This is a genomic window from Arthrobacter sp. NPDC058097 (genome assembly GCF_042884885.1).
Lineage (GTDB): Bacteria > Actinomycetota > Actinomycetes > Actinomycetales > Micrococcaceae > Arthrobacter.
This window is the reverse complement of sequence record NZ_JBHVSZ010000016.1, coordinates 78,896-99,376: the sequence shown is the minus strand read 5'-3', so window position 1 is coordinate 99,376 and position 20,481 is coordinate 78,896. Positions and strand designations below refer to the sequence as shown.

Here is a 20,481-nt window from a genome sequence, read left to right as displayed (position 1 = left end):
GACCAACCCTCAACCTCGACACCCCAGCCAACCGGCTCAGCCAGCTGCTACAGGCGGCATAACCCCCCGCGTTGCTCCGACTACTTGAATTTGCCACCTCCGAAGTCACGATATGTGGACGAAAACTCCAGTCCATAAAGCGGGAGTGGGCCCCGCCGGTTGGCGGGGCCCACTCCGTGTTGGCTTATTAATTACGACGGCGGGATGCCGTCGTGGTTTGTGGCGTTTAGTCGTCGCCGCGGAGGATGGCCAGCAGGCGGATGATTTCCACATACAGCCAGACGAGCGTCACCGTGAGGCCGAAGGCGGCGGTCCAGGAGAAGCGCTCCGGCGCCCCGGCGCGGACGCCGGCCTCGATGCTGGTGAAGTCCATGATCAGCGAGAAGGCGGCGAGGCCGATCGCGAGCAGGCCGATGAAGACGCCTAGCGGAATGCCGGCGATCTCCATGCTGGTACGCAGGCCGAACGGGGAATCCACGGCGCCGGTCCACATCATGACCATGTTGATCAGGGCGAAGACCGCGTAGCCGATGGTCGCGATCATGAAGAAGCGCATCGCCTTGGGGGTTGCGCGGACCTTGCCGCTCTTGAAGAGCACCAGAGTGACGGCGAAGACCGAGAGCGTGCCGATGACCGCCTGCAGGCCGACGCCCGGGTACATCCCGTCAAGGATGCGGGTCAGGCCGCCGAGGAAGAAACCCTCGAGGGCCGCGTAGGCAAGGATAAGGGCCGGCGAGGGCTGCTTCTTGAACGTGTTGACGAGAGCCAGCACAAAGCCGCCCAGCGCGCCGACAATCATGAGCATGCTGGCGAGCGACAGGCTCACGGTCAGCGTGACAGCGGCGCCAACCACCACAGCCGCGAGGCAGATGCCGGTCTTGACGATGACGTCGTCGAAGGTCATCCGCCCGGTTTCGGACGGTCCGGCCGCAGGCCGGTTGTACATCTGCTGCAGCTGGTCGTTGGTCATGTTCTGCTGCTGCGGCATCCAGCCGGACTGGCCGTCCATGACCTGCCCGGGGGCACGGCCCTGGCCGAAGCCCGGCTGCCCATAAGCCGGCTGGCCGAACTGGTTCTGACCGTAGTTGTTGTGGCCGTACGCCTGCGGGACAGGCGGCGCCTGGGTGGCTCCACGGAAATTCTTTCCGTTGAAGATCGGGTTTCCGCCAAGTGCCATTGCGGGTGTCCTCCATGTATGGGTTTAAGTGATGAATCTACGGGTCACGCTATCAATTTCCACGGACCAGCGGCACGGAAAGTTCCTGCCGGCGACGGGGCACTTGAGTTGTTACCGGATCGCTATCTGATGGTCAGCTCCGCCCACGCGGTTTGTACTGCTTGCGCTGTACGATAAGCGGGTCAGGGTGACGGATATCACAGCTAGTCAATACCCGCTCTAACAGCAACGATACCCGCCGTCCTCCGTTCGCAGCGGCTGCAATGAGGCAGCCGCAACCACCCCCACGTGGAGGTTTTCAATTTGAGACGCACACCGAGAGGGCTGCCTATCCGGCGGCCGGCCGGGCTGCTGAAGGTATGGGGGGCCATCGCGTCCGCCGTCGTGGCACTTCTGCTGGTCGCAGCACCGGCATCGCAGGCAGGCACTCCAACTCCGACACCACCCCCGTCGAACCAGCAGTTCCAGGACACCATCAGCGGCTTCCTCCGCGACGATTCACGCCGCCCGCTCGAGGGCGTCAAGATCACCGCCAAGAGCGGATCCTTCACCGGCGAGGCAACCTCCGGTGCCAACGGGTCCTGGCGGATCGGCGTTCCCAAGCAGGGCACCTACGAGATCCAGCTGGATGAATCCACCCTTCCGGAAGGAATAAAGCTCGCCGAAGGCCAGGCGAATCCCCGGACAGTCACCTTCAGCCAGACGTCAAACCTCTCGGTCATCTTCGCCTTCGGCAAAGGCATCGTGGTGCAGCAGCAGGACTTCGGCCAGAACCTGCTCAACAGGCTCGTGGCCGGGCTGAGCTTCGGCCTGCTGCTGGCGCTGGCCTCGGTGGGCCTGTCCCTGATCTTCGGCACCACCGGCCTCACCAACTTCGCGCACGGCGAGATGGTGACCCTCGGCGCCGTCCTTGTCTTCGGGTTCAGCGCCATGAACCTGCCATTCTGGCTGGCCGTCATCCTGGCCCTGCTCGGCGGCGGACTCTTCGGCTACGCGCAGGACGCCGGGCTCTGGCGGCCGCTGCGCCGCCGCGGCACCGGCCTGGTCCCCATGATGATCGTCAGCATCGGCCTTGCGCTGGCCATCCGCTACATCATCCAGTTCTACTTCGGCGGGGCCACGCAGCAACTGCCGTTCGCACAGAGCAACGAAATCCAGATCGGTCCGGTCTCCATCTCCCCCAACAACCTCTGGTCGCTGGTTATCAGCGCGGTGGTGATCGCCCTCATCGGCGTCGTGCTGCTGAAGACCAGGCTCGGCAAGGCCACCCGGGCGGTGGCCGACAACCCCGCCCTGGCTGCCGCCTCCGGAATCGACGTCGACGGCGTCATCCGCCTGGTCTGGATCGTGGGCGGTGTGCTGGCTTCGCTGGGCGGCATCCTCTGGGCCTATTACCGCCCCGGCGTCACCTTCGACATGGGCTCGCAGATCCTGCTGCTAATCTTCGCCGGCGTCACCCTCGGCGGCCTGGGCACAGTTTTCGGCGCCCTGGTCGGATCCATCATCGTCGGCATCTTCGTTGAACTGACCACCGTGTTCGGCCTCGCGGCCGACCTCAAGTACGTGGGAGCACTCTTCATCATGATCGTTGTCCTCTTGTTCCGGCCCCAGGGCATCCTGGGCCGTCGCGAGCGCGTGGGTTAGGAGACAGGCATGGACTTCGGATTTATCCTTGCCAGCGCTGCTGGCGAACTTTTCAGCCCGACGACGGCGGCCTACGCCCTCGCGGCGCTCGGCCTCGCCGTGCACTTCGGCTACTCGGGCCTGCTGAACTTCGGCCAGGCCGGCTTCATGGCGGTGGGTGCCTACGGCTTCGCCATCTCGACGCTCACCTTCCGGGTGCCGTTCTTCGTGGCCCTGCTCATCGCCGTCGTCTGTTCTGTGCTCTTTGCACTGGTGCTGGGCATTCCCACGCTCCGCCTGCGGGCGGACTACCTGGCCATCGTCACCATCGCGGCGGCGGAAATCGTCCGCTACGTTGTCACCACCAACCAGCTCACCTCCGTGACCGGTTCTGCCAACGGGCTGGCCGCCTTCGAGGGCGGCTTCTATACGATGAACCCGTTCCCCGAGGGCTCCTACTTCGGCATGAACAACCGCGACTTCTTCATCAGGGTGGTGGGCTGGGGCCTCGTGGCCGTCGGCTGCGTCCTCGTGTGGCTCCTGATGCGCAGCCCGTGGGGCCGCGTGCTGAAGGGCATCCGCGAGGACGAGAACGCGGTGCGCTCGCTCGGCAAGAACGTCTACGCCCACAAGATGCAGGCGCTGGTGATCGGCGGCATCTTCGGTGCGCTGGCCGGAATGATCTTCACGCTCCCCCGCGGCGCCGTGCAGCCCGCCAACTACGGCACCGAGCTGACGTTCTTCCTCTGGACCTGCCTGCTGCTGGGCGGCATGGCCACGGTCTTGGGGCCCGTCATCGGGGCCATGATCTTCTGGGTGGTCCTGTCCCTCACGCAGGGCGTTCTGTACGGTCTCATCGAATCCGGCGCGGTGACATGGCTGACCACGGTCCAGGCCGGCCAGCTGCGCTACATCCTGGTGGGCATCGCCCTGATGCTGCTGATGATCTTCAGGCCGCAGGGTGTCTTTGGCAACAAGAAGGAGCTGGCGTTCGCATGAGCAAGCACAGCGAAGAATCAATGGAAGAGGGCGTCGACTACATGACGGACGCCCGGCCGATCGCCGTCGGGGACAACACCCCCGGCTGCAAGAAGCGGGATCCGATCGTCGTCGCCGAGAACGTCACCCGCAGCTTCGGCGGCATTAACGCCGTCGACGTCGAATACCTGGAGATCCCGCGGCACAAGATCACCGCCCTGATCGGCCCGAACGGGGCCGGCAAGACCACCCTGTTCAACCTGCTCACCGGCTTTGATACCCCCAACTCCGGCAAGTGGCAGTTCGAGGGCCACAGCATCGCCGGGGTGTCCTCCTACAAGGTGGCCCGGATGGGCATGGTGCGCACCTTCCAGCTAACCAAGGTCATGGGCAAGCTAACGGTCATGGAAAACATGCGGCTCGGCGCGTCCAACCAGCCCGGCGAGCGGCTGTCCAAGGCCCTGTTCAAGAACATCTGGGGCGGCCGCGAGAAAGAAATCACCGAGCACGCCAACGTCCTGCTGGAGAAGTTCAAGCTCGACACCAAGAAGGATGACTACGCGGCGTCGCTGTCCGGCGGCCAGCGCAAGCTGCTGGAAATGGCCCGCTCCCTGATGGTCCGGCCCAAGCTGGTGATGCTGGACGAACCGATGGCAGGGGTGAACCCGGCGCTGACGCAGTCGCTGCTGGATCACATCAAGAACCTCAAGTCCGAGGGCATGACCGTCCTCTTCGTGGAGCACGACATGCACATGGTCCGGCACATCGCGGACTGGGTGGTGGTCATGGCCGAGGGAAAGATCGTGGCCGAGGGTCCCCCGGGCGAGGTCATGAAGGACCCCGCCGTCATCGACGCCTACCTGGGTGCCCATCACGACGTCGATCTCGGGGACACCGAAGGCATCAGGGAGCTGGAGCAGGAACTCGCCGCCGATGAGGAATCGATCGTCGGCACCGAGAATGCGGGCATAATCGCGGTCGATGCCGGGGCACCCACCATCACGGAAGCGGGCCCGGACACCCCGCGCACAGACGCCGGACGCACAGACAAGGACAACGCATGAGTGCCACGAGCGCGGCCCCGGCCGCAAGCAGCGCAGCCGAGGACGGCGTCGTCGTCAAGGTCACCGACCTGGTGGCCGGCTATCTCCCCGGCGTGAACATCCTCAACGGGTGCAGCATCGAGGCCCGGAAGGGCGAACTGATCGGCATCATCGGCCCGAACGGGGCCGGCAAGTCCACACTGCTGAAGGCCATGTTCGGGCTGGTGAAGGTGCATTCCGGGTCCGTAATGGTCCGCGGCCGCGACCTCACGGGGCTCAAGGCCAACAAGCTGGTGACCCAGGGCGTCGGCTTCGTGCCGCAGACCAACAACGTCTTCTCCACGCTGACCATCGAGGAGAACATGCAGATGGGCATGTTCCAGCGGCCCAAGGACTTCGCCGAGCGCTTCGAGTTCGTCACCAGCCTGTTTCCGGAACTCGGGAAGCGCAGGGCGCAGCGGGCGGGTTCCCTGTCCGGCGGCGAGCGGCAGATGGTGGCGATGGGCCGGGCCCTGATGATGGAACCAGCGGTGCTGCTGCTGGACGAACCCTCTGCCGGCCTCTCCCCCGTCAAGCAGGACGAGACGTTCCTGCGGGTGCACGAGATCAACCGTGCCGGCGTGTCCGTCATCATGGTGGAACAGAACGCCCGCCGCTGCCTGCAGATCTGCGACCGCGGCTACGTCCTGGACCAGGGCAGGGATGCCTACACGGGCACGGGCCGTGAGCTCATGAAGGATCCCAAAGTCATCCAGCTGTACCTCGGCACGCTGGCAGACGAGAGCTAAGGCTGCCCCACCCTAACCACCGAACAAACAGAACCCCCGGCCAGGTTGAACTGGCCGGGGGTCTCCTGTTGTGCGGCGGAAGCGGCTTACAGCTTGCCGAATTCTTCCCTGGACGGCTTGTACGTGTTGTCGTCCTGGTACTCGTAGATGCCGATGGAGGCTTCCGTCGGGTCACCGGCGTCGGAGAAGCTCACCGGACCGGACTCGCCGTCGTAGTCGATGTCCTTGCCGTTGCGGAGCAGCGTTACACAGGATGCGAAATCCGTGCACTTCTCGCCGCCCTCGGAAACCGCCTTGAGCTGCTTGGCGATCTCCGTGCCCTTGGTGCTCTTTGCGGCCTCGGATGCGAGCGCAATCAGGTTGACCGCGTCGTAGGACTCACCGGCGTAGCTGTAGTCCTTCAGGGCCGGGTCGATGGCCAGGAGCTTCTTCTTGAAGTCCTCCTTGGCGAAGGTGCCGGGGATGGTTCCCTGTGCGCCCTTCAGCGTGCCGGGCTTGAAGTCCTTGCTGTAGTCGGACGTGTTGCCGTCCACCATGAACAGCTGCGTGGGTTTGATGCCCTTGCCGGTGATCAGCGGAACGATGCTCTTGGCCTGGTCGAAGGTGATCAGGGCAATGGCGTCCGGCTTGGCGGCGATGACCTTGTCCACCTGGCTGCTGAACTGCGAGTCGCCCTCGTTGAAGAGTTCCTCCGCCACAACCTGGCCGCCGGCTGCCTCAAAGGCTGCCTTGACGTTCTTCGCCAGGCCCGTGCCGTACGCATCGTTCAGGACAATCATGCCCACCGTCTGGGCGCCACACGTGGCCATGTAGTTGCCCAGCACCTTGCCCTGCAGCACGTCGGACGGAGCCGTCCGCCAGTACAGGCCCTTGTCATCCCAGGTGGTGAAGTCCGGGGACGTGTTCGCGGGCGAGAACTGGATGACACCGGCGCCGGTGATCTGGTTGATCACGGTCTTGGACACACCCGAGGACGCGGCGCCCACGATGGCACTGACACCCTGGCCGAGGAGTGCCGTGGTGGACTGCGTGGCAATGTCCGTCTTCGTGTCACCGGAGTCGCGGTGGACCACCTGGACCGGCTTGCCGAGCACGCCGCCGGCATCGTTGACTTCCTTGATGCCCAGGTTAACACCGGCGATTTCGGGCGGGCCGAGGAACGCCAGCGACCCCGTCGTCGGCAGAAGCGATCCAATTTTCAGCGGCGTGGGGGTGGTGGTGGTTGCCGCCGGCACGTTGCCGGTCTCCGTGGCGGTGCTGGTTGCCCCGGCCGTGGCACTGGGGGCGGGACACGCGATGCCGCCTGACGCCCCTGCGGAGGATTCGGTCGCGCTTGGGGTGGAACCGCCACCACAAGCCGTGGCCAGAAGGGCGACGCCGATGCTAAGCGCTGTGAGCTTAGCGACCCTTGGCGCCGTCTGGGGGAGTGAAATCATTTAGAGTCTCCTCGATCGAAAGGTGCGAACGGCCTTTGATGCGATTTTTGGTCAGGGGTTCCTGAGCTAAGTTCAAGCTAATCCAATTCGAGCGTGAACATAAGTGACTAAGGTCACATCCTCATAACACTCGTTGCATATTGGAACACCGGCGACGCGGAGAAGAAAAGTAGTACCCCAGGTGGGACTCGAACCCACAACACGCGGATTTTAAGTCCGCTGCCTCTGCCAATTGGGCTACTGGGGCGCCCGGTCAATCGTATCGCCTCAGAGGGCGGCCAGGGGCCGCGCGTACCGGAATGTCCCATGGACTCCGCCCGGCCAAAGGGCGAGGGGCAGCAGCTGGAAATGGTTCCCCCATTTCCTGTCCGGCGCCTCGACGCCGAGGGAGGACGCCGGAACGAAGCCGAACCGCGGGTAGTACTCGGTGCTTCCCAGCAGCGCGATGCCCTTCTCCCCCGCAGCGTTGGCACGGATGACGGTTTCGCGCATCAGTGCCGAACCGATGCCGTGGCGCTGCAGCCGGGGCGTGACGCTGATCGGCCCGAGGCCCAGCAGCTCGAGGTCCTCCACCCAGGCCCGGGTGCTGATCACGTGGCCGACGATCTCGCCGTCGAGCTCCGCGACGACGCTGAACTCCGGCAGGTACTCCTCGGCGACGAACAGCTCTTGGAGCACCCTGACCTCAACGGGCTCCCCCTCCACCGGCAGTCCGGTGACCGGGGAAACGGCGAACGCTTCGGCGGTCAGGGCAAGGAGCGCGTCGCGGTCCCCGGGCTGCTCGCTGCGCAGCACCACTTCCCGCACCGGTTCCGGTTCCGGGGCATTTGCGGCGGAGAGCTCGGCCAGGACCTCCAGCGCCCGCGCCGAGTCGGCCACCGGCACCAGAAGGTGGTCGTGGTGGAATCCGGCCAGCACGTTGCAGCTGATCCGGGCCTGGGTCAGGGCCCTGCTGACGGCCGCCGTCAGGCCCACAGCCTCCAGGGCCGAATGGACCTCCAGGGTGATCCAGGCAGCGACGAAATCGTACGGCAGGTCCAGCGCATCCGCTTCGGACCGGGGCAGGACCACCGTGAGCCCCTCTGCTTCCCGGACGGCGGCCTCAACGTGGCCGGCCAGCGGCCTGCCGTGCGGCCAGAGTACATAGACATACTCCCCCTCCCGGAGCACCGGACGCATCGAGGCAAGGAGAGTCTGGAGGTTCTTTTCACCCGTCATGGAGCCAGTCTATGTGCGCACCCTGGCGTGCCCGGAGGCTACCAACCCCGGGGAACGCGAAAGCGGCCGTTCCCCGGAAGGGAACGGCCGCCGTCGTCATATTCGGTATCAGGGGCCTACTTGGCCTCAGCCGTCACAGCATCCTTGGCGCCGGCCTGGGCGGGCGCTGCGGCTTTCTCAGCCGACGCCGCCGGAGCCGCGGGCTTGGGCGCCGGGGTGGCGGCGGCCACGAAGGCGCCGCGCGGGTTGTCCAGGTCCAGCAGCTGGGTGGTATCCCGGCCCGCGAAGAAGCTCAGGATCCAGTTGAAGACCACGCGGAACTTGCGTTCAAACGTCGGCATGGCCATGCCGTGGTAGCCGCGGTGTGCCAGCCAGGCGAGGGGGCCCTTGAGCCCGATGCGGCCGAACAGGTTGATGTTGGCAACACCCTTCCACTCGCCGAAGCCGGCCACAGCACCGAGGTTCTTGTGCTTGTAGTCCACCAGCGGCTTGTTCCAGCGGGAAGCCCACAGGTTCTTCGCGAGGCGCTTGGCCTGGCGCAGCGCGTGCTGGGCGTTGGGAACGCAGGTGCCGTCCGGCAGCCCGCCGCCCGACAGGTCGGGAACCGCGGCGATGTCGCCGGCTGCCCAGGCGTTGTCGATGATGCCTTCATCGCCCGCGATGCGCAGGTCCGGCAGCACGCGGACACGGCCGCGGGGTTCCAGCGGGAAGTCGGTGGAGCGGACCATGGGGTTGGCCTGGACACCGGCAGTCCACACAAGGGTGTCGGACTCGAATTCCTGGGCCAGCGTCTTGTCCGGCAGGTTGATCAGCTTCAGGGCGCCTTCGGCGTTGTCCAGCGAGGTGTTCAGCAGGACCTCGATGCCGCGGCTGCGGAGGTGCTCCACGACCCACTCGGCCTGCTGGGCGGTGACCTCGGGCATGATGCGGCCCATGGCCTCGACGAGGACGAAGCGGACTTCCTCCTGCTTGACGCGCGGGTTGTTGCGGACGGCGGCGCGGGCGAGGTCTTCCATTTCGGTGATGCACTCGATGCCGGCGAAGCCGCCACCCACCACCACGAAGGTCAGGGCCCGGGCGCGCTCTGCGGGATCGGTCATGGTGGAGGCGCGCTCGATGCGGTCGAGCACCTTGTTGCGCAGTGCAACGGCTTCCTCGATGGTCTTCAGGCCGATGCCCTTGTCCGCCAGGCCCTTGACGGGGAACGTGCGGGTGATAGCGCCCGCGGAAAGCACGACGTCGAAGTACGGAATCTCGAAGTTGTCTCCGCCGTCAGCCGGGGCAACCACGGCCGTGCGGTTGGCGTGGTCGATGGAGACGACGCGGCCCTGGATGAGCTCGCTCTGCTTGAGGTGCTGGCGGTGCGAGACCACTGCGTGGCGGGCCTCGATGTTTCCACCGGCAACTTCCGGCAGGAAGGGCTGGTAAGTCATGTAGGGCAGCGGATCAACGACGGTGACGATGCCGCCTGCGTTCGCGATCTTCTTCTGCAGTTTGAGGGCTACGTAGAGGCCGACGTACCCGCCGCCGACGACGAGCACACGCGGACGATCCTGGAGCTGTGGGGTGGTTGCCATAACTCCAGAGTACAGTACTTTGTGAAAATCTTCACTAACTTGCCCGGTCTGCCGGATCCACCCTTCCCACGGCACCGGTTTCCGCCTCCTCCACTCCCCCGCCCGAGGCCCCGCCGGACGCCCGGTAGGCCCGCCGCAGCTGCACCGCGCCCGCCGCAATGATGGCTATGAAGAGCGCACCGAACCCGATGACCACCGCGGCCGGAAGCGCACTGTCCAGCTGCGACGGGGGCACGGCAACCGGCACAGTCGCCTTGGGAAGCGTGGCCTGCGCGGTGGGCGCGGCGGCAGTCGGCTCTGGGGCGGGCGTGGCGAGGTTCCCGCGCCGGTGGACGCGGATCCAGTCCGCGATGGAACCCAGCGGATTGGTCTTCGTCTCGGCCACATCGTCCTTGAGCGCACCCTCCGCGTTGAGGACGCCGAAGCCGTACAGCGGGTCCTTGCCCGGCGTGCCCTCGTCCTTGGCAGTGGAGACAATCCTGTTGATGACCTGCTTGGCGCTCATCTCGGGCCACTTGGAGCGGATCAGCGCCGCAACCCCGGAAACGATGGGCGTGGCACCGGACGTGCCGGCCCACTCCGCATAACTGCCGCCGGGCAGTCCGCCGGCGAGCTTCTCCGCGGGCGCTGCCACTCCGATGCTGATGCCCTGGGAGGAGGAATCGGTGCTCGCCTGACCGCTCCGGTCCAGGCCCGCCACGGTCAGCACGCCCGGGATGGTGGCCGGAGCCCCCACCTGGACGTTGCCGCCCACCCGGTTGCCGGCCGCGGCCACGATGACCACGTCCTTCTGCTCGGCGTAGAGGAAGGCGGCATCCCAGCTTTGCGGCCATTCCGGCGAGGTGCTGCCCAGCGAAATGTTGATGACCTTGGCGCCGTTGTCGACGGCCCAGCGCACTGCCTCGGGGATCTGGTCCTGGTCGCTCTTGCCGCCGGGGTTTTCCGATCCCAGCCAGGTGGACACGGCGAGGATCTGCGCCTCGGGTGCCACGCCCATGATGCCGTCCGGCTTGGCGCTGGACGCCGTTGCGGCGGCGCTCGGGGACGGCTTGGCGCTGGCGGTGGCCTTCTTCGCCGGCTGGTGCCCGCGGCCCGCGAGCATGGTGGCCACCAGCGTGCCGTGCTCGGGCTTGGCGCCGATGCTCTTCCCGCCGTCGGCGGCGCCGGCGCCGGAGACGTCATGGCCGCCGGCCACCACGCCCTTGAGGTCGGGATGGTTGCCGTCCACGCCGCTGTCGATCACAGCGACCTTCACGTTGGCGCCTTTGGAGACCTCCCAGGCCTTGGTGATGCCGGCTTCCTTGAGCCAGTACTCCTTGTCCCGCCAGGAGTCTGCCTGTGCGGCCGGCGCGGTGGCAACGGCGGACGCGGCGATGCCACCGGCAAGCACCGCGGACAGAAGGGCCGAGACCGTCCGGCGACGCCGGGCTGTTGCTCTGGTCATTCAGGATCCAATACTCGGTTACTTCGGTGCCTCGGCACTCAGGGCAATTCCGTCCAGAATATCGTGCTCGCTGGCCGTGGCCGTAATTATGCGGCCGCCGCTGAGCTCGCCCATGCGGGTGAGGATGCGCCGCCAGACCAGGGCACCGGCCCCGATGACGTCCACCCGGCCGGGGTGCATGTACGGCAGCTCGGCCCTTTGCGCCCGCGGCATCTGCAGCAGGTCGGTGGCCGCGGCCTGCACGGCGGAGATGGACAGTTCGGCGCCGTGGATGGCTGCCGGCAGGTATTCGGGGAGCTTGAGCGCGTGCGCCGTGATGGTGGTGATCGAGCCGGCAACCCCGACGACGGCGGTACTGCGTTCCAGCGGAACGTCCAGTTTCGCTTCGGCAATGGCTGCGTCGACGTCGGCCTCCGCTGCGGCGATCTGTTCGTCCGTGGGCGGATCCGACGTGAGGTGGCGTTCGGTCAGCCGGACACAGCCGATGTCCACGGACTTCGCGGCGATCACGCCGTTGGCATCGCCGAGCACGAACTCGGTGCTGCCGCCGCCCAGGTCCACCACCAGCACTTTGTCCTCCGCCGAGATGGGCAGCACGCTGCTGGCGCCGGCGAAGGACAGCGAGGCTTCCTCGTGGCCGGTGATCACCTCGGGCTCCACGCCGATGAGGTTCCGGATGCCGTCCACGAAGACCTGGCGGTTCCGGGCGTCCCGGCTGGCCGAGGTGGCCACGAAGCGGACTTTCCGGGCCTGGTACTCGCGGATGAGCGCGGCGTAGTCTGCCGTGGCCGCGAAGGTCCGCTCGAGCGCCTCGGGGGCCAGCTCGCCGGTGGCGTCAACTCCCTGGCCGAGCCGCACCACCCGCATTTCACGCACGACGTCGGTGAGTTTCGTTGCGCCGTTGCTGCGGTCAATGTCGGCAATCAGCAGGCGGATGGAGTTGGTTCCGCAGTCGATGGCGGCCACCCGGGTCATGCGCCTGCCTCCGTGGCGGTTGCCTCGGTTGTTCCTGCATCGGTCTTTGATCTGCGAACGGGCGCCGGGCGGCCGACAATCTCCGGCAGGCCCTGCGGGCCGTGGCGGCTGAGGTCCCGGGACGGTGCCTCACCCGCTGTGTCCCAGGCGCCGTCACAGTAGCAGCGGTCGGCGGTCCACCATTCGCTGATGGCCGCAATGGCTTCGTCGCCCAGCGGGTTCACACCCGGTCCGGCGGCCAGCGAGTGCCCCACCAGGACGTGCAGGCACTTGACGCGGGTGGGCATGCCCCCGGCTGAGACGCCGTCGATCTCGGGAACGTCGCCGATCCCCGACCGTGCCCCGATGTCGGCGCGGGCAGCGAGGTAGGCCTCGTGGGCAACCCGGTAGGAGGCGGCGAGGGACTCGTCCGCGGCAAGCCGGTCGTTCATTTCGTTCATGAGGCCGGCCGCCTCAAGGCGGGAGACCGCAGACGTGATGACGGGGTGGGTCAGGTAGAACGTGGTGGGGAAGGGCGTTCCGTTGCTGAGCCGCGGGGATGTTGCCGCCACGAGCGGGTTGCCGCAGACGCAGCGCGCCGGGATCTCCACCACGTCGCGTACCGGCCTCCCCAGCTGGCGGCTGAGCACATCGAGGTCCTGCGCTGAGGGCTGCCTGGATTCACCGGGGGCGGTTGCCGTGTTGTCGTCCACTGGCGTGGCCGTCCTTCCTGCCCGGTTCTGGCCGCCCCCAAAATCCGGTAGGCAGTCCCGCGGCGGGCGCCGCTCCTAGTCTGTTGCCGAGCGCCTGATGGATTCCCAGAGGGAATCCACCCAGGGCACGTCGGCGGGGTCCTGTGTTTCTGCTGCACTGGGCTGGCTGCCTGTTGCGCCGGCCGGCACATCGCTGCCGAATACCCAGTAGCCGGTCTCTCCCGGCATAACCATGTTAATGCGGTCGCGGGCCTGCTGCTTGACGTAGTTGGGATCCTGCCAGCGCGAAACCTGGCGTTTCAGGTTGTCCTGGTCCGCCTTGCTGTCCGCGATGTCCGACTCCAGGGCCGCGATTTCGGCCCGCTTGTCGATGAAGATCTTCACGGTGGGTGCCAGCATGATGGTGATGGCAACCATCACCACAGCCAGCGCCAGCATGCGGCCGGAAAACGCCTTGGCGGGAACGGGGTCGAGGTTCTCTTCCTTGGTCCCGACCGCTGATGATCCGGACTTCCCACGGCCGCTGCCTGCCTTTCCGGCGCCGTTTTTGGTGGCCGCGGCCTTGGTACCTGCCCCGGGCTTTGCACCTGAGCCCGTGGAACCTGTGCCCGTGGAGCCGGAACCGCTGGTACCCGTTGCTGTCTTGCCACCCGTGCCGGACTGGTTCCCGGCCCCCGCCTTCGCACCGGCGCCGCTGCCCGGTGCGTTTACTCCGGGGAGAGCGTGCCCGCGTCCCGTTCCCGTGTCATGGCTGGGCGGCGCCGAACGCGGTCCGCCGAAGTCCGCCTGGATGACGTCTCCCCCGGCCGATCCGGTGGCGGACTGCTGTGCTGGTGGGGTCACCCTGGGAACTTTGGGACGGCGGGTAGCCATGACACTCCTGTAACGTGTGGCGCCAAAAACAAAACCGGTGGCTATGGTCTTTCCACCATAGCCACCGGTCAGCTGTTTGCTTGGCTACTAGGCCTTGAAACGCGGGAACGCGCTGCGGCCGGCGTAGCGTGCGGCGTCGTCGAGTTCCTCTTCGATGCGCAGCAGCTGGTTGTACTTGGCAACGCGCTCGGAGCGGGCCGGAGCACCGGTCTTGATCTGTCCGGCGTTGGTGGCAACCGCGATGTCGGCGATCGTGGTGTCTTCGGTTTCGCCGGAGCGGTGCGAGGTGATGGTGGTGTAACCGGAGCGCTGGGCCAGGGAAACGGCGTCCAGGGTTTCGGTCAGCGAGCCGATCTGGTTGACCTTGACCAGCAGGGAGTTGGCCGTGGCGGCGTCGATGCCCTGCTGCAGGCGTTCTGGGTTGGTGACGAACAGGTCGTCGCCCACCAGCTGGACCTTGTCACCGATGGTGTCGGTGAGGATCTTCCAGCCTTCCCAGTCGTTCTCGTCCAGCGGGTCCTCGATGGATACCAGCGGGTAGTCGGCAACGAGTTCGGCGTAGTAGGCGCTCATCTCGGCGGCGCTCAGGGACTTGCCTTCGAACTGGTAGGCACCGTCCTTGAAGAACTCGGAGGAGGCGACGTCCAGGGCCAGGGCGATGTCGGTGCCCGGGGTGTAGCCGGCGTTCTGGATGGCTTCCTGGATCAGGTCCAGGGCTGCGCGGTTGGACGGCAGGTTCGGGGCGAAGCCGCCCTCGTCGCCGAGGCCGGTGGAGAGGCCCTTTTGCTGCAGCACGGACTTGAGGTTGTGGTAGACCTCGACGCCCCAGCGCAGGCCCTCGGAGAACGTCTCGGCGCCGATCGGGGCGATCATGAATTCCTGGATGTCGACGTCGGAATCCGCGTGCGAGCCGCCGTTGAGGATGTTCATCAGCGGGACGGGCAGGACGTGGGCGTTCGGGCCGCCCAGGTACTTGTACAGCGGCAGGTCAGCGGAGGCTGCTGCGGCGTTGGCAACTGCCAGGGAGACGCCGAGGATGGCGTTGGCGCCCAGCTTGCCCTTGTTGGCGGTGCCGTCCAGGTCGATCATGGCCTGGTCGATGCTGCGCTGGTCGGTGGCGTCAAAGCCGGTCAGGGCCGGTGCGATCTGGTCGATGACGGCGTCAACGGCCTTCTGGACACCCTTGCCGAGGTAGCGGCCCTTGTCGCCGTCGCGCAGTTCAACGGCTTCGTGCTCGCCGGTGGATGCGCCGGACGGAACGGCAGCGCGGCCGATCTGGCCGTCGGAGAGGAGAACTTCAACTTCGACGGTGGGGTTGCCACGGGAATCGAGGATCTCGCGGGCGTGGATGGCATCGATAAGCGCCATGGATGTGCTCCTTGTGGGCGATTTACTGGGACTCTGGGGAAAAAAATCTCGACGTCCTCGTCAGGCACTAGCGTAGTCGAGAGTGGTGCACGTTACGGAAACCTATCCAGAACCCGGACGTCATGATCCGGGCGCGGAAGTTTCAAAGGTGGCGGTTCTGGTAACGCCGGACGGCCCCGCGGAGGGCGCGTTCGGCGTCGAACCCCCTGTTCCGGGCAGAACGGACGACGGCGAGCAGCAGCTCGCCGAGTTCGGCTTCGGTTTTCATTTTTTCGGCGAGCCCGGTTTCGACGGGCTCACCGGGCGGCAGCCCGGCCCGTTCCGCCCGGTCCAAGGTCTTCTGGGCCTGGGCCAGTGCGGGCAGAGCTACCGGAATGCCCTGGAAAGGCGTGCTGCGCTCCGGGCTTTCGGCCTTCTTCACGGCATCCCACTTGAGCACGATCTCCTCCACGGTGGCCGGAAAGGAGTCCTGCAGGGAACCGTCCGGACGGAATACGTGCGGGTTGCGCCGGATCATCTTCCCGGTGAGGCCGCGTGCGACGTCGCCGAAGCCGAACACGCCGCGTTCCTCGGCGAGCCGGGAGTGCAGCACCACCTGGAGCAGCACATCGCCCAGCTCGCCTTTCAGTTCAGCCTCGTCCGCACCCGTCTCGATGGTTTCGGCCACTTCATAGGCCTCCTCCAGCAGGTACTCCACGAGCGACTCGTGGGTGAGGGCGCCCATCCAGGGGCAGTGCTCGCGAAGAGCCGCAATCACCCCCAGCAGCTCCCCCACCGGGTCGGTCGGTTCGGCCGGCCCGACGGTTTCAGCCAAGGTCGCCGTACGCGTCGTTGATGTACTCCACGAGGGCTTCCTTTTCCTCAAGGGGCAGGAAGGAGGCCTCGGCGGCGTTGAGCGTGAGCTCCAGCAGGTCGTCGAGGTCGTAGTCGAAGGTTTCCACCAGCAGCTCGAACTCGTCAGTGAGCGTCACGCCGCTCATGAGGCGGTTGTCCGTGTTGATGGTGACGTTGAAGCCCAGCTGGTAGAGCATGTCCAGCGGGTGGCTTTCGATGCCCTCGCCGAAGCCGGCGATGGCGCCGGTCTGCAGGTTGGAGGACGGGCAGATTTCCAGGGCGATGCCGCGGTCGCGGATCCAGCTGGACAGGTTGCCCAGGGTGACCAGGCCAATGTTGTCGCTGTCCTCGTCGTCGGCGTCGTCCTCATCGAACTCCACCATGATGTCCTCGGCGATCCGGACACCGTGGCCCAGGCGCAGCGCGCGGCCGTCAACGAGGGCGGACTGGATGCTGTCCAGTCCGGCGGCTTCGCCGGCGTGCACGGTGGCAGGGAAGTTGTTTTCGGCCAGGTAGGTGAAGGCGTCCCGGAAGCGCGAGGGCAGGAAGCCGTCTTCGGCGCCGGCGATGTCGAACCCGACGGCGCCCTTGTCGCGGTGCCGGACGGCAAGTTCTGCGATTTCCTGGCCACGGTCAGCGTGGCGCATGGCCGTGATCAGCTGACCCACCTGGATCTCCCGGCCGCTCTCGGCGACGGCTTCCACGCCGGCCTCGAGGCCTTCCTGGACTGCCTCGACCACCTCGTCCAGCGTCAGTCCCTTCTGGAGGTGCTGCTCAGGTGCCCATCGCACCTCGCCGTACACCACGCCGTCGTCCGCCAGATCCTCCACGAACTCCTTGGCGACGCGGAACAGGCCTTCCTTGGTCTGCATGACGGCCACCGTGTGGTCGAACGTCTCGAGGTAGCGGACCAGCGAGCCGGAGTCGGCGGATTCGCGGAACCATTCGCCCAGCGCAGTCGGGTCTGTGGACGGGAGGCTGTGCCCCACCGCTTCGGCCAGCTCGATGATGGTGGCCGGGCGCAGGCCGCCGTCCAGGTGGTCGTGAAGGGATACCTTGGGCAGGCTCTTCAGGTCGAAGTCAAGGGCAGGGGCGGCGTCAACGATTGGCTCAGTCACGTACCAACTCTAGGGTTGGACCGGCGGCAATGCCAACGCGCGCACCGCATGGCGACGGGCGGCCAGAAGGTCCCTGGCACGCTGCCCGGCCACCCTGCTAGGCCACGCGGCTGCTCTGTTCCGGGACACCGCCCGTTTCCGGTGCGGGGCTCCCCTCCGGCACGTCGCTCTGGTCCGGAGCGGCGGCGTCGTTGCGACCCAGCCGCTTGTGCCACCAACGGAGGGCGTGGTCAATGATGATCCCCAGAATGATGGCGAACACGACGGCGATGCCGGCGCCCATCAGCGGGTTGTGGTGCAGCCAGGGGAACGAGCTTGCCACCAGGCCGATGCCAATCGAATAGCCCACCCAGGTGAAGCAGGCAAAGGCATCGAGCAGGAAGAACCTGCGGTGCGGGTATCCGGTAGTGCCGGCGACATAGTTCACCGCCACGCGCCCCCACGGGATGTAGCGCGCCGTGAAGATCAGGACGGCGCCGCGCTTCTCCAGTTCATACCGCGCCCAGCCGAAGACCTTCTGCACCCTGGGCCGGCGCATCCACTTCCAGCGCTCCAGGCCGATCTTCCGGCCCAGCATGTAGGCCATGTTGTCGCCCGCCATGGCGCCGGTGAGGGCAGTCAGGCCGAGGATCCAGAGGTTGGGCTCGCCGCTGTGCCGGGAGAAGGCCGAGAGCGCGACGATGAGCGTCTCGCTGGGGACCACCATCGCGAACCCGTCAACGAAGAAGAACACAAGCAATACGGGATAAATCCACCACTGACCCGCTGCATGGAGCACGGCCTCATTAATAAACTCCACGCGGGTGTTGCTCCTCGGCAATATAACAAGACAGGAAGTGACGCAAATCGCTCTTTAGTGTCGCACGGCCGGAGGATAGTCCGCTACGCCTTGAATGGAAAGTCAACTTTCTCCGAACGGATCCTGTATGCGGCCCCGGAGCCTGTTGATGCCGAGGTCCAACAGGATCCCCAGCACAATCGCGCAAACAATGGCGATCACGGCCCCGAGCAGGTGGTTCTCCTCGAACCACTGGCCGAAGAACAGTCCGATGGCCACGGAATATGAAGCCCAGAGGGTGGCGGAAAGCACAGTCAGCCCGACGAAGCGCGCGTGCGAATAGTGCGTGGCTCCCGCGGTCAGGTTGACGGCCACCCGGCCGATGGGGACGAAGCGCGCTACGAGGATCAGCGACGCCGGCCGCTTGCGCAACTCGCGCCCGGCCCACCGGAAGGCGCGCTGCATCCGCGGTCCGCGCATCCAGCCCCAGCGCTGCGTGCCCACACCGCGGCCGATGAGATAGGCGGCGTTGTCGCCGGTGAAGGCGCCCAGTCCGGCCACGGCCGCGAGCAGCCAGGGATTGGGAACGTCGGCCGTCGCGGCGACGGCGGCCAGCCCCACCACCACCGACTCGCTGGGGATGGGCGGGAAGAAACCGTCGATGACGCAGCAGGCGAGGACTATGAACAGGACCCACGGCTGGCCGGCGGCAGCCAGGATGAAGTCATTGATGGCCTGCACGGTCAGGCGATGCGGTCGATGATGAGCTGCTGGGCGGGCCTGGAACCTTCCGGCGCAATGGTGACGGCGTGGTCCAGCGCCTCCTTCGCCCGGGCAAACTTCTCCGGCGTGTCCGTCAGCAGGGTCATCAGCGGCTCACCTGCACGCACAGTTGCACCCGGCTTGGCGTGCATGCGGACGCCGGCGGCTGCCTGCACCGCGTCTTCCTTCCGCGCCCGGCCGGCGCCGAGGCGCCAGGCCGCCACACCCACGGCGAACGCGTCGAGCCCCACGAGGACACCGTCGGCGGGCGCGTAAAGGGTTTCCGATTCCTTGGCCACCGGCAGCTTGGCGCGCGGGTCGCCGCCCTGCGCCGCGATCATCCGGTTCCAGACGTCCATCGCCCTGCCGTCCTTGAGCGCTGCGGCCGGATCGGCGTCGGAAACACCGGCGCACCGCAGCATCTCCTCCGCGAGCCTCACCGTCAGTTCGACGACGTCTTCCGGGCCGCCGCCGGCCAGGACCTCAACGGATTCCGCCACCTCGATGGCGTTGCCCGCGGTAAGCCCGAGCGGGGTGCCCATGTTGGTCAGCAGGGCCACAGTTTCCACCCCGGCGTCCTTGCCGAGGGCCACCATGGTCTCGGCCAGCTCGCGGGCGCCGGCCTCGTCCTTCATGAACGCCCCGCTGCCCACCTTGACGTCCAGAACCAGCGACCCCGTGCCCTCGGCGATCTTCTTGCTCATGATCGAGGACGCCAGCAGCGGGATCGACTCGACGGTGCCCGTGACGTCGCGGAGCGCGTAGAGCTTCCGGTCCGCCGGGGCGAGCCCTGCACCGGCGGCGCAGATCACCGCGCCCACCTCCTGGAGCTGGGCCAGCATTTCGTCGTTGCTCAGGGAGGCCCGCCAGCCGGGAATGGACTCGAGCTTGTCCAGCGTGCCGCCGGTGTAGCCCAGGCCCCGCCCGGACAGCTGCGGCACCGCCACGCCAAAGACCGCAACGAGGGGTGCCAGCGGCAGGGTGATCTTGTCCCCCACCCCGCCCGTGGAGTGCTTGTCGGTGGTGACCTTCACGCCGCCGTCGGGCCGCCGGAGGCCGCTGAAGTCCATCCGCTCCCCCGAGGCGATCATCGCTGCGGTCCACTGCGAGATCTCGGCACGGTCCATGCCGTTGAGAAGGATGGCCATGCTCAGCGCGGCCATCTGCTCCTCGGCGACGACGCCGCGGGTATACGCGTCGATGATCCAGGCAATCTGCTCCGGGCTCAGCGCATGCTTGTCGCGCTTGGCCCTGATGATCTCGACGGCGTCGAACGCCTGATTCTTGTGAGTCACCGGGTTCCCTCCAGGTGTTCGGGGCCAAATGCGTCGGGCAGCACCTGGTCCATGGTCTTGATCCCCAGCGTGGTCATGAGCTCCATGCCGGGCGCCCGGAACTCGTACAGCAACTGCCGGCAGCGTCCGCAGGGCATCAGCACGTTGCCGGCGCCGTCCACGCAGTAGAAGGCGCGGAGCCGCCCGCCGCCGGTCATCTGCAGATTTCCCACGAGGACGCACTCGGCGCACAGCGTCAGGCCGTAGCTGGCGTTCTCCACGTTGCAGCCGCTGACGATCCTGCCGTCCGCGGTGAAGGCGGCGGCTCCCACGGGAAAGTTCGAGTAGGGCGCGTAGGCGTTCTTCATGGCGGCGAGCGCGGCGGTTTCCAGGGCCGTCCAGTCAATGATGGCGCCCGCTTCGTTGGCGTCGTTCTGCACGGCCGTCACCCCTTGGCGTACGGGATGCCGCGGGCCGGCACCCGGGTGCGCCGAAGCGCACTTCTGAGCCCACTTTAGTGTCC

19 protein-coding genes and 1 tRNA gene are annotated in these 20,481 nt (G+C 66.6%); 4 read left to right on the top strand and 16 right to left on the bottom strand.

The features are described from left to right. Nucleotides 1–226: 226 nt before the first annotated feature. Nucleotides 227–1,177: a Bax inhibitor-1/YccA family protein gene (locus ACFVTE_RS22045; RefSeq protein WP_387104312.1), complete on the bottom strand. Its 951-nt coding sequence runs from the start codon at nt 1,175–1,177 to the stop codon at nt 227–229. A 348-nt stretch (nt 1,178–1,525) separates the two neighbouring features. Here ACFVTE_RS22045 and ACFVTE_RS22040 point away from each other — a divergent pair, with 348 nt between their 5' ends. From ACFVTE_RS22040 to ACFVTE_RS22025, 4 genes are read left to right on the top strand one after another with little or no spacing between them, the layout of a single operon-like run. Then, entirely contained in the window at nt 1,526–2,821 is a 1,296-nt protein-coding gene (locus ACFVTE_RS22040; RefSeq protein WP_387104329.1) for a branched-chain amino acid ABC transporter permease, read from the top strand. A gap of 9 nt (nt 2,822–2,830) precedes the next feature. Continuing rightward, nucleotides 2,831–3,799, top strand: a complete 969-nt coding sequence (locus tag ACFVTE_RS22035; RefSeq protein WP_387104310.1) for a branched-chain amino acid ABC transporter permease — start codon at nt 2,831–2,833, stop codon at nt 3,797–3,799. Then, nucleotides 3,796–4,842: an ABC transporter ATP-binding protein gene (locus ACFVTE_RS22030; RefSeq protein ID WP_387104308.1), complete on the top strand. Its 1,047-nt coding sequence runs from the start codon at nt 3,796–3,798 to the stop codon at nt 4,840–4,842. Before ACFVTE_RS22035 ends, ACFVTE_RS22030 begins: the two co-directional genes overlap by 4 nt. Then, complete coding sequence (locus ACFVTE_RS22025) at nt 4,839–5,609, top strand: ABC transporter ATP-binding protein (RefSeq protein WP_387104306.1); 771 nt, start codon at nt 4,839–4,841, stop codon at nt 5,607–5,609. Before ACFVTE_RS22030 ends, ACFVTE_RS22025 begins: the two co-directional genes overlap by 4 nt. Nucleotides 5,610–5,695: 86 nt before the next feature. On the opposite strand, the gene ACFVTE_RS22020 is transcribed toward ACFVTE_RS22025, so the two are convergent. The 15 genes from ACFVTE_RS22020 to ACFVTE_RS21950 form a co-directional block, all read right to left on the bottom strand. Further along, nucleotides 5,696–7,045, bottom strand: a complete 1,350-nt coding sequence (locus ACFVTE_RS22020) for an ABC transporter substrate-binding protein (RefSeq protein ID WP_387104304.1) — start codon at nt 7,043–7,045, stop codon at nt 5,696–5,698. Nucleotides 7,046–7,218: 173 nt separating this feature from the next. Then, a tRNA-Leu gene (locus ACFVTE_RS22015) sits at nt 7,219–7,292 on the bottom strand. A 20-nt stretch (nt 7,293–7,312) separates the two neighbouring features. Continuing rightward, nucleotides 7,313–8,263, bottom strand: a complete 951-nt coding sequence (locus ACFVTE_RS22010; protein WP_387104301.1) for an N-acetyltransferase — start codon at nt 8,261–8,263, stop codon at nt 7,313–7,315. 116 nt (nt 8,264–8,379) lie between these two features. Next, nucleotides 8,380–9,840, bottom strand: a complete 1,461-nt coding sequence (locus tag ACFVTE_RS22005; RefSeq protein ID WP_387104298.1) for an NAD(P)/FAD-dependent oxidoreductase — start codon at nt 9,838–9,840, stop codon at nt 8,380–8,382. A gap of 34 nt (nt 9,841–9,874) precedes the next feature. Then, nucleotides 9,875–11,284, bottom strand: a complete 1,410-nt coding sequence (locus ACFVTE_RS22000; RefSeq protein WP_387104295.1) for a S8 family serine peptidase — start codon at nt 11,282–11,284, stop codon at nt 9,875–9,877. Between the two features lie 18 nt (nt 11,285–11,302). After that, nucleotides 11,303–12,259 (bottom strand): exopolyphosphatase, encoded by a 957-nt coding sequence (locus tag ACFVTE_RS21995; protein WP_387104293.1) that lies wholly within the window; start codon nt 12,257–12,259, stop codon nt 11,303–11,305. After that, nucleotides 12,256–12,951 (bottom strand): DUF501 domain-containing protein, encoded by a 696-nt coding sequence (locus ACFVTE_RS21990; protein ID WP_387104290.1) that lies wholly within the window; start codon nt 12,949–12,951, stop codon nt 12,256–12,258. Before ACFVTE_RS21990 ends, ACFVTE_RS21995 begins: the two co-directional genes overlap by 4 nt. A gap of 75 nt (nt 12,952–13,026) precedes the next feature. Further along, nucleotides 13,027–13,824 carry a septum formation initiator family protein gene (locus ACFVTE_RS21985; protein WP_387104287.1) on the bottom strand — a complete coding sequence of 266 codons (798 nt, stop codon included), beginning with the start codon at nt 13,822–13,824 and terminating at the stop codon, nt 13,027–13,029. An 87-nt stretch (nt 13,825–13,911) separates the two neighbouring features. After that, complete coding sequence (eno, locus tag ACFVTE_RS21980; protein WP_331571480.1) at nt 13,912–15,192, bottom strand: phosphopyruvate hydratase; 1,281 nt, start codon at nt 15,190–15,192, stop codon at nt 13,912–13,914. A 142-nt stretch (nt 15,193–15,334) separates the two neighbouring features. Then, complete coding sequence (locus ACFVTE_RS21975; protein ID WP_387104328.1) at nt 15,335–15,916, bottom strand: MazG nucleotide pyrophosphohydrolase domain-containing protein; 582 nt, start codon at nt 15,914–15,916, stop codon at nt 15,335–15,337. 82 nt (nt 15,917–15,998) lie between these two features. Then, a complete protein-coding gene (locus ACFVTE_RS21970; protein ID WP_387104284.1) occupies nt 15,999–17,144 on the bottom strand; it encodes an adenosine deaminase in 1,146 nt (381 codons plus the stop codon). Between the two features lie 97 nt (nt 17,145–17,241). Next, nucleotides 17,242–17,943: a DedA family protein gene (locus tag ACFVTE_RS21965; RefSeq protein WP_387104282.1), complete on the bottom strand. Its 702-nt coding sequence runs from the start codon at nt 17,941–17,943 to the stop codon at nt 17,242–17,244. A 102-nt stretch (nt 17,944–18,045) separates the two neighbouring features. Continuing rightward, nucleotides 18,046–18,663 carry a DedA family protein gene (locus ACFVTE_RS21960; protein ID WP_387104281.1) on the bottom strand — a complete coding sequence of 206 codons (618 nt, stop codon included), beginning with the start codon at nt 18,661–18,663 and terminating at the stop codon, nt 18,046–18,048. A gap of 2 nt (nt 18,664–18,665) precedes the next feature. After that, complete coding sequence (locus ACFVTE_RS21955; RefSeq protein ID WP_387104279.1) at nt 18,666–19,979, bottom strand: thymidine phosphorylase; 1,314 nt, start codon at nt 19,977–19,979, stop codon at nt 18,666–18,668. Beyond that, the gene (locus ACFVTE_RS21950) at nt 19,976–20,407 is read right to left on the bottom strand and encodes a cytidine deaminase (RefSeq protein WP_387104277.1); all 432 of its coding nucleotides are present in this window, start codon (nt 20,405–20,407) and stop codon (nt 19,976–19,978) included. The genes ACFVTE_RS21955 and ACFVTE_RS21950 overlap by 4 nt, the downstream gene beginning before the upstream one ends. Nucleotides 20,408–20,481 lie beyond the last annotated feature (74 nt).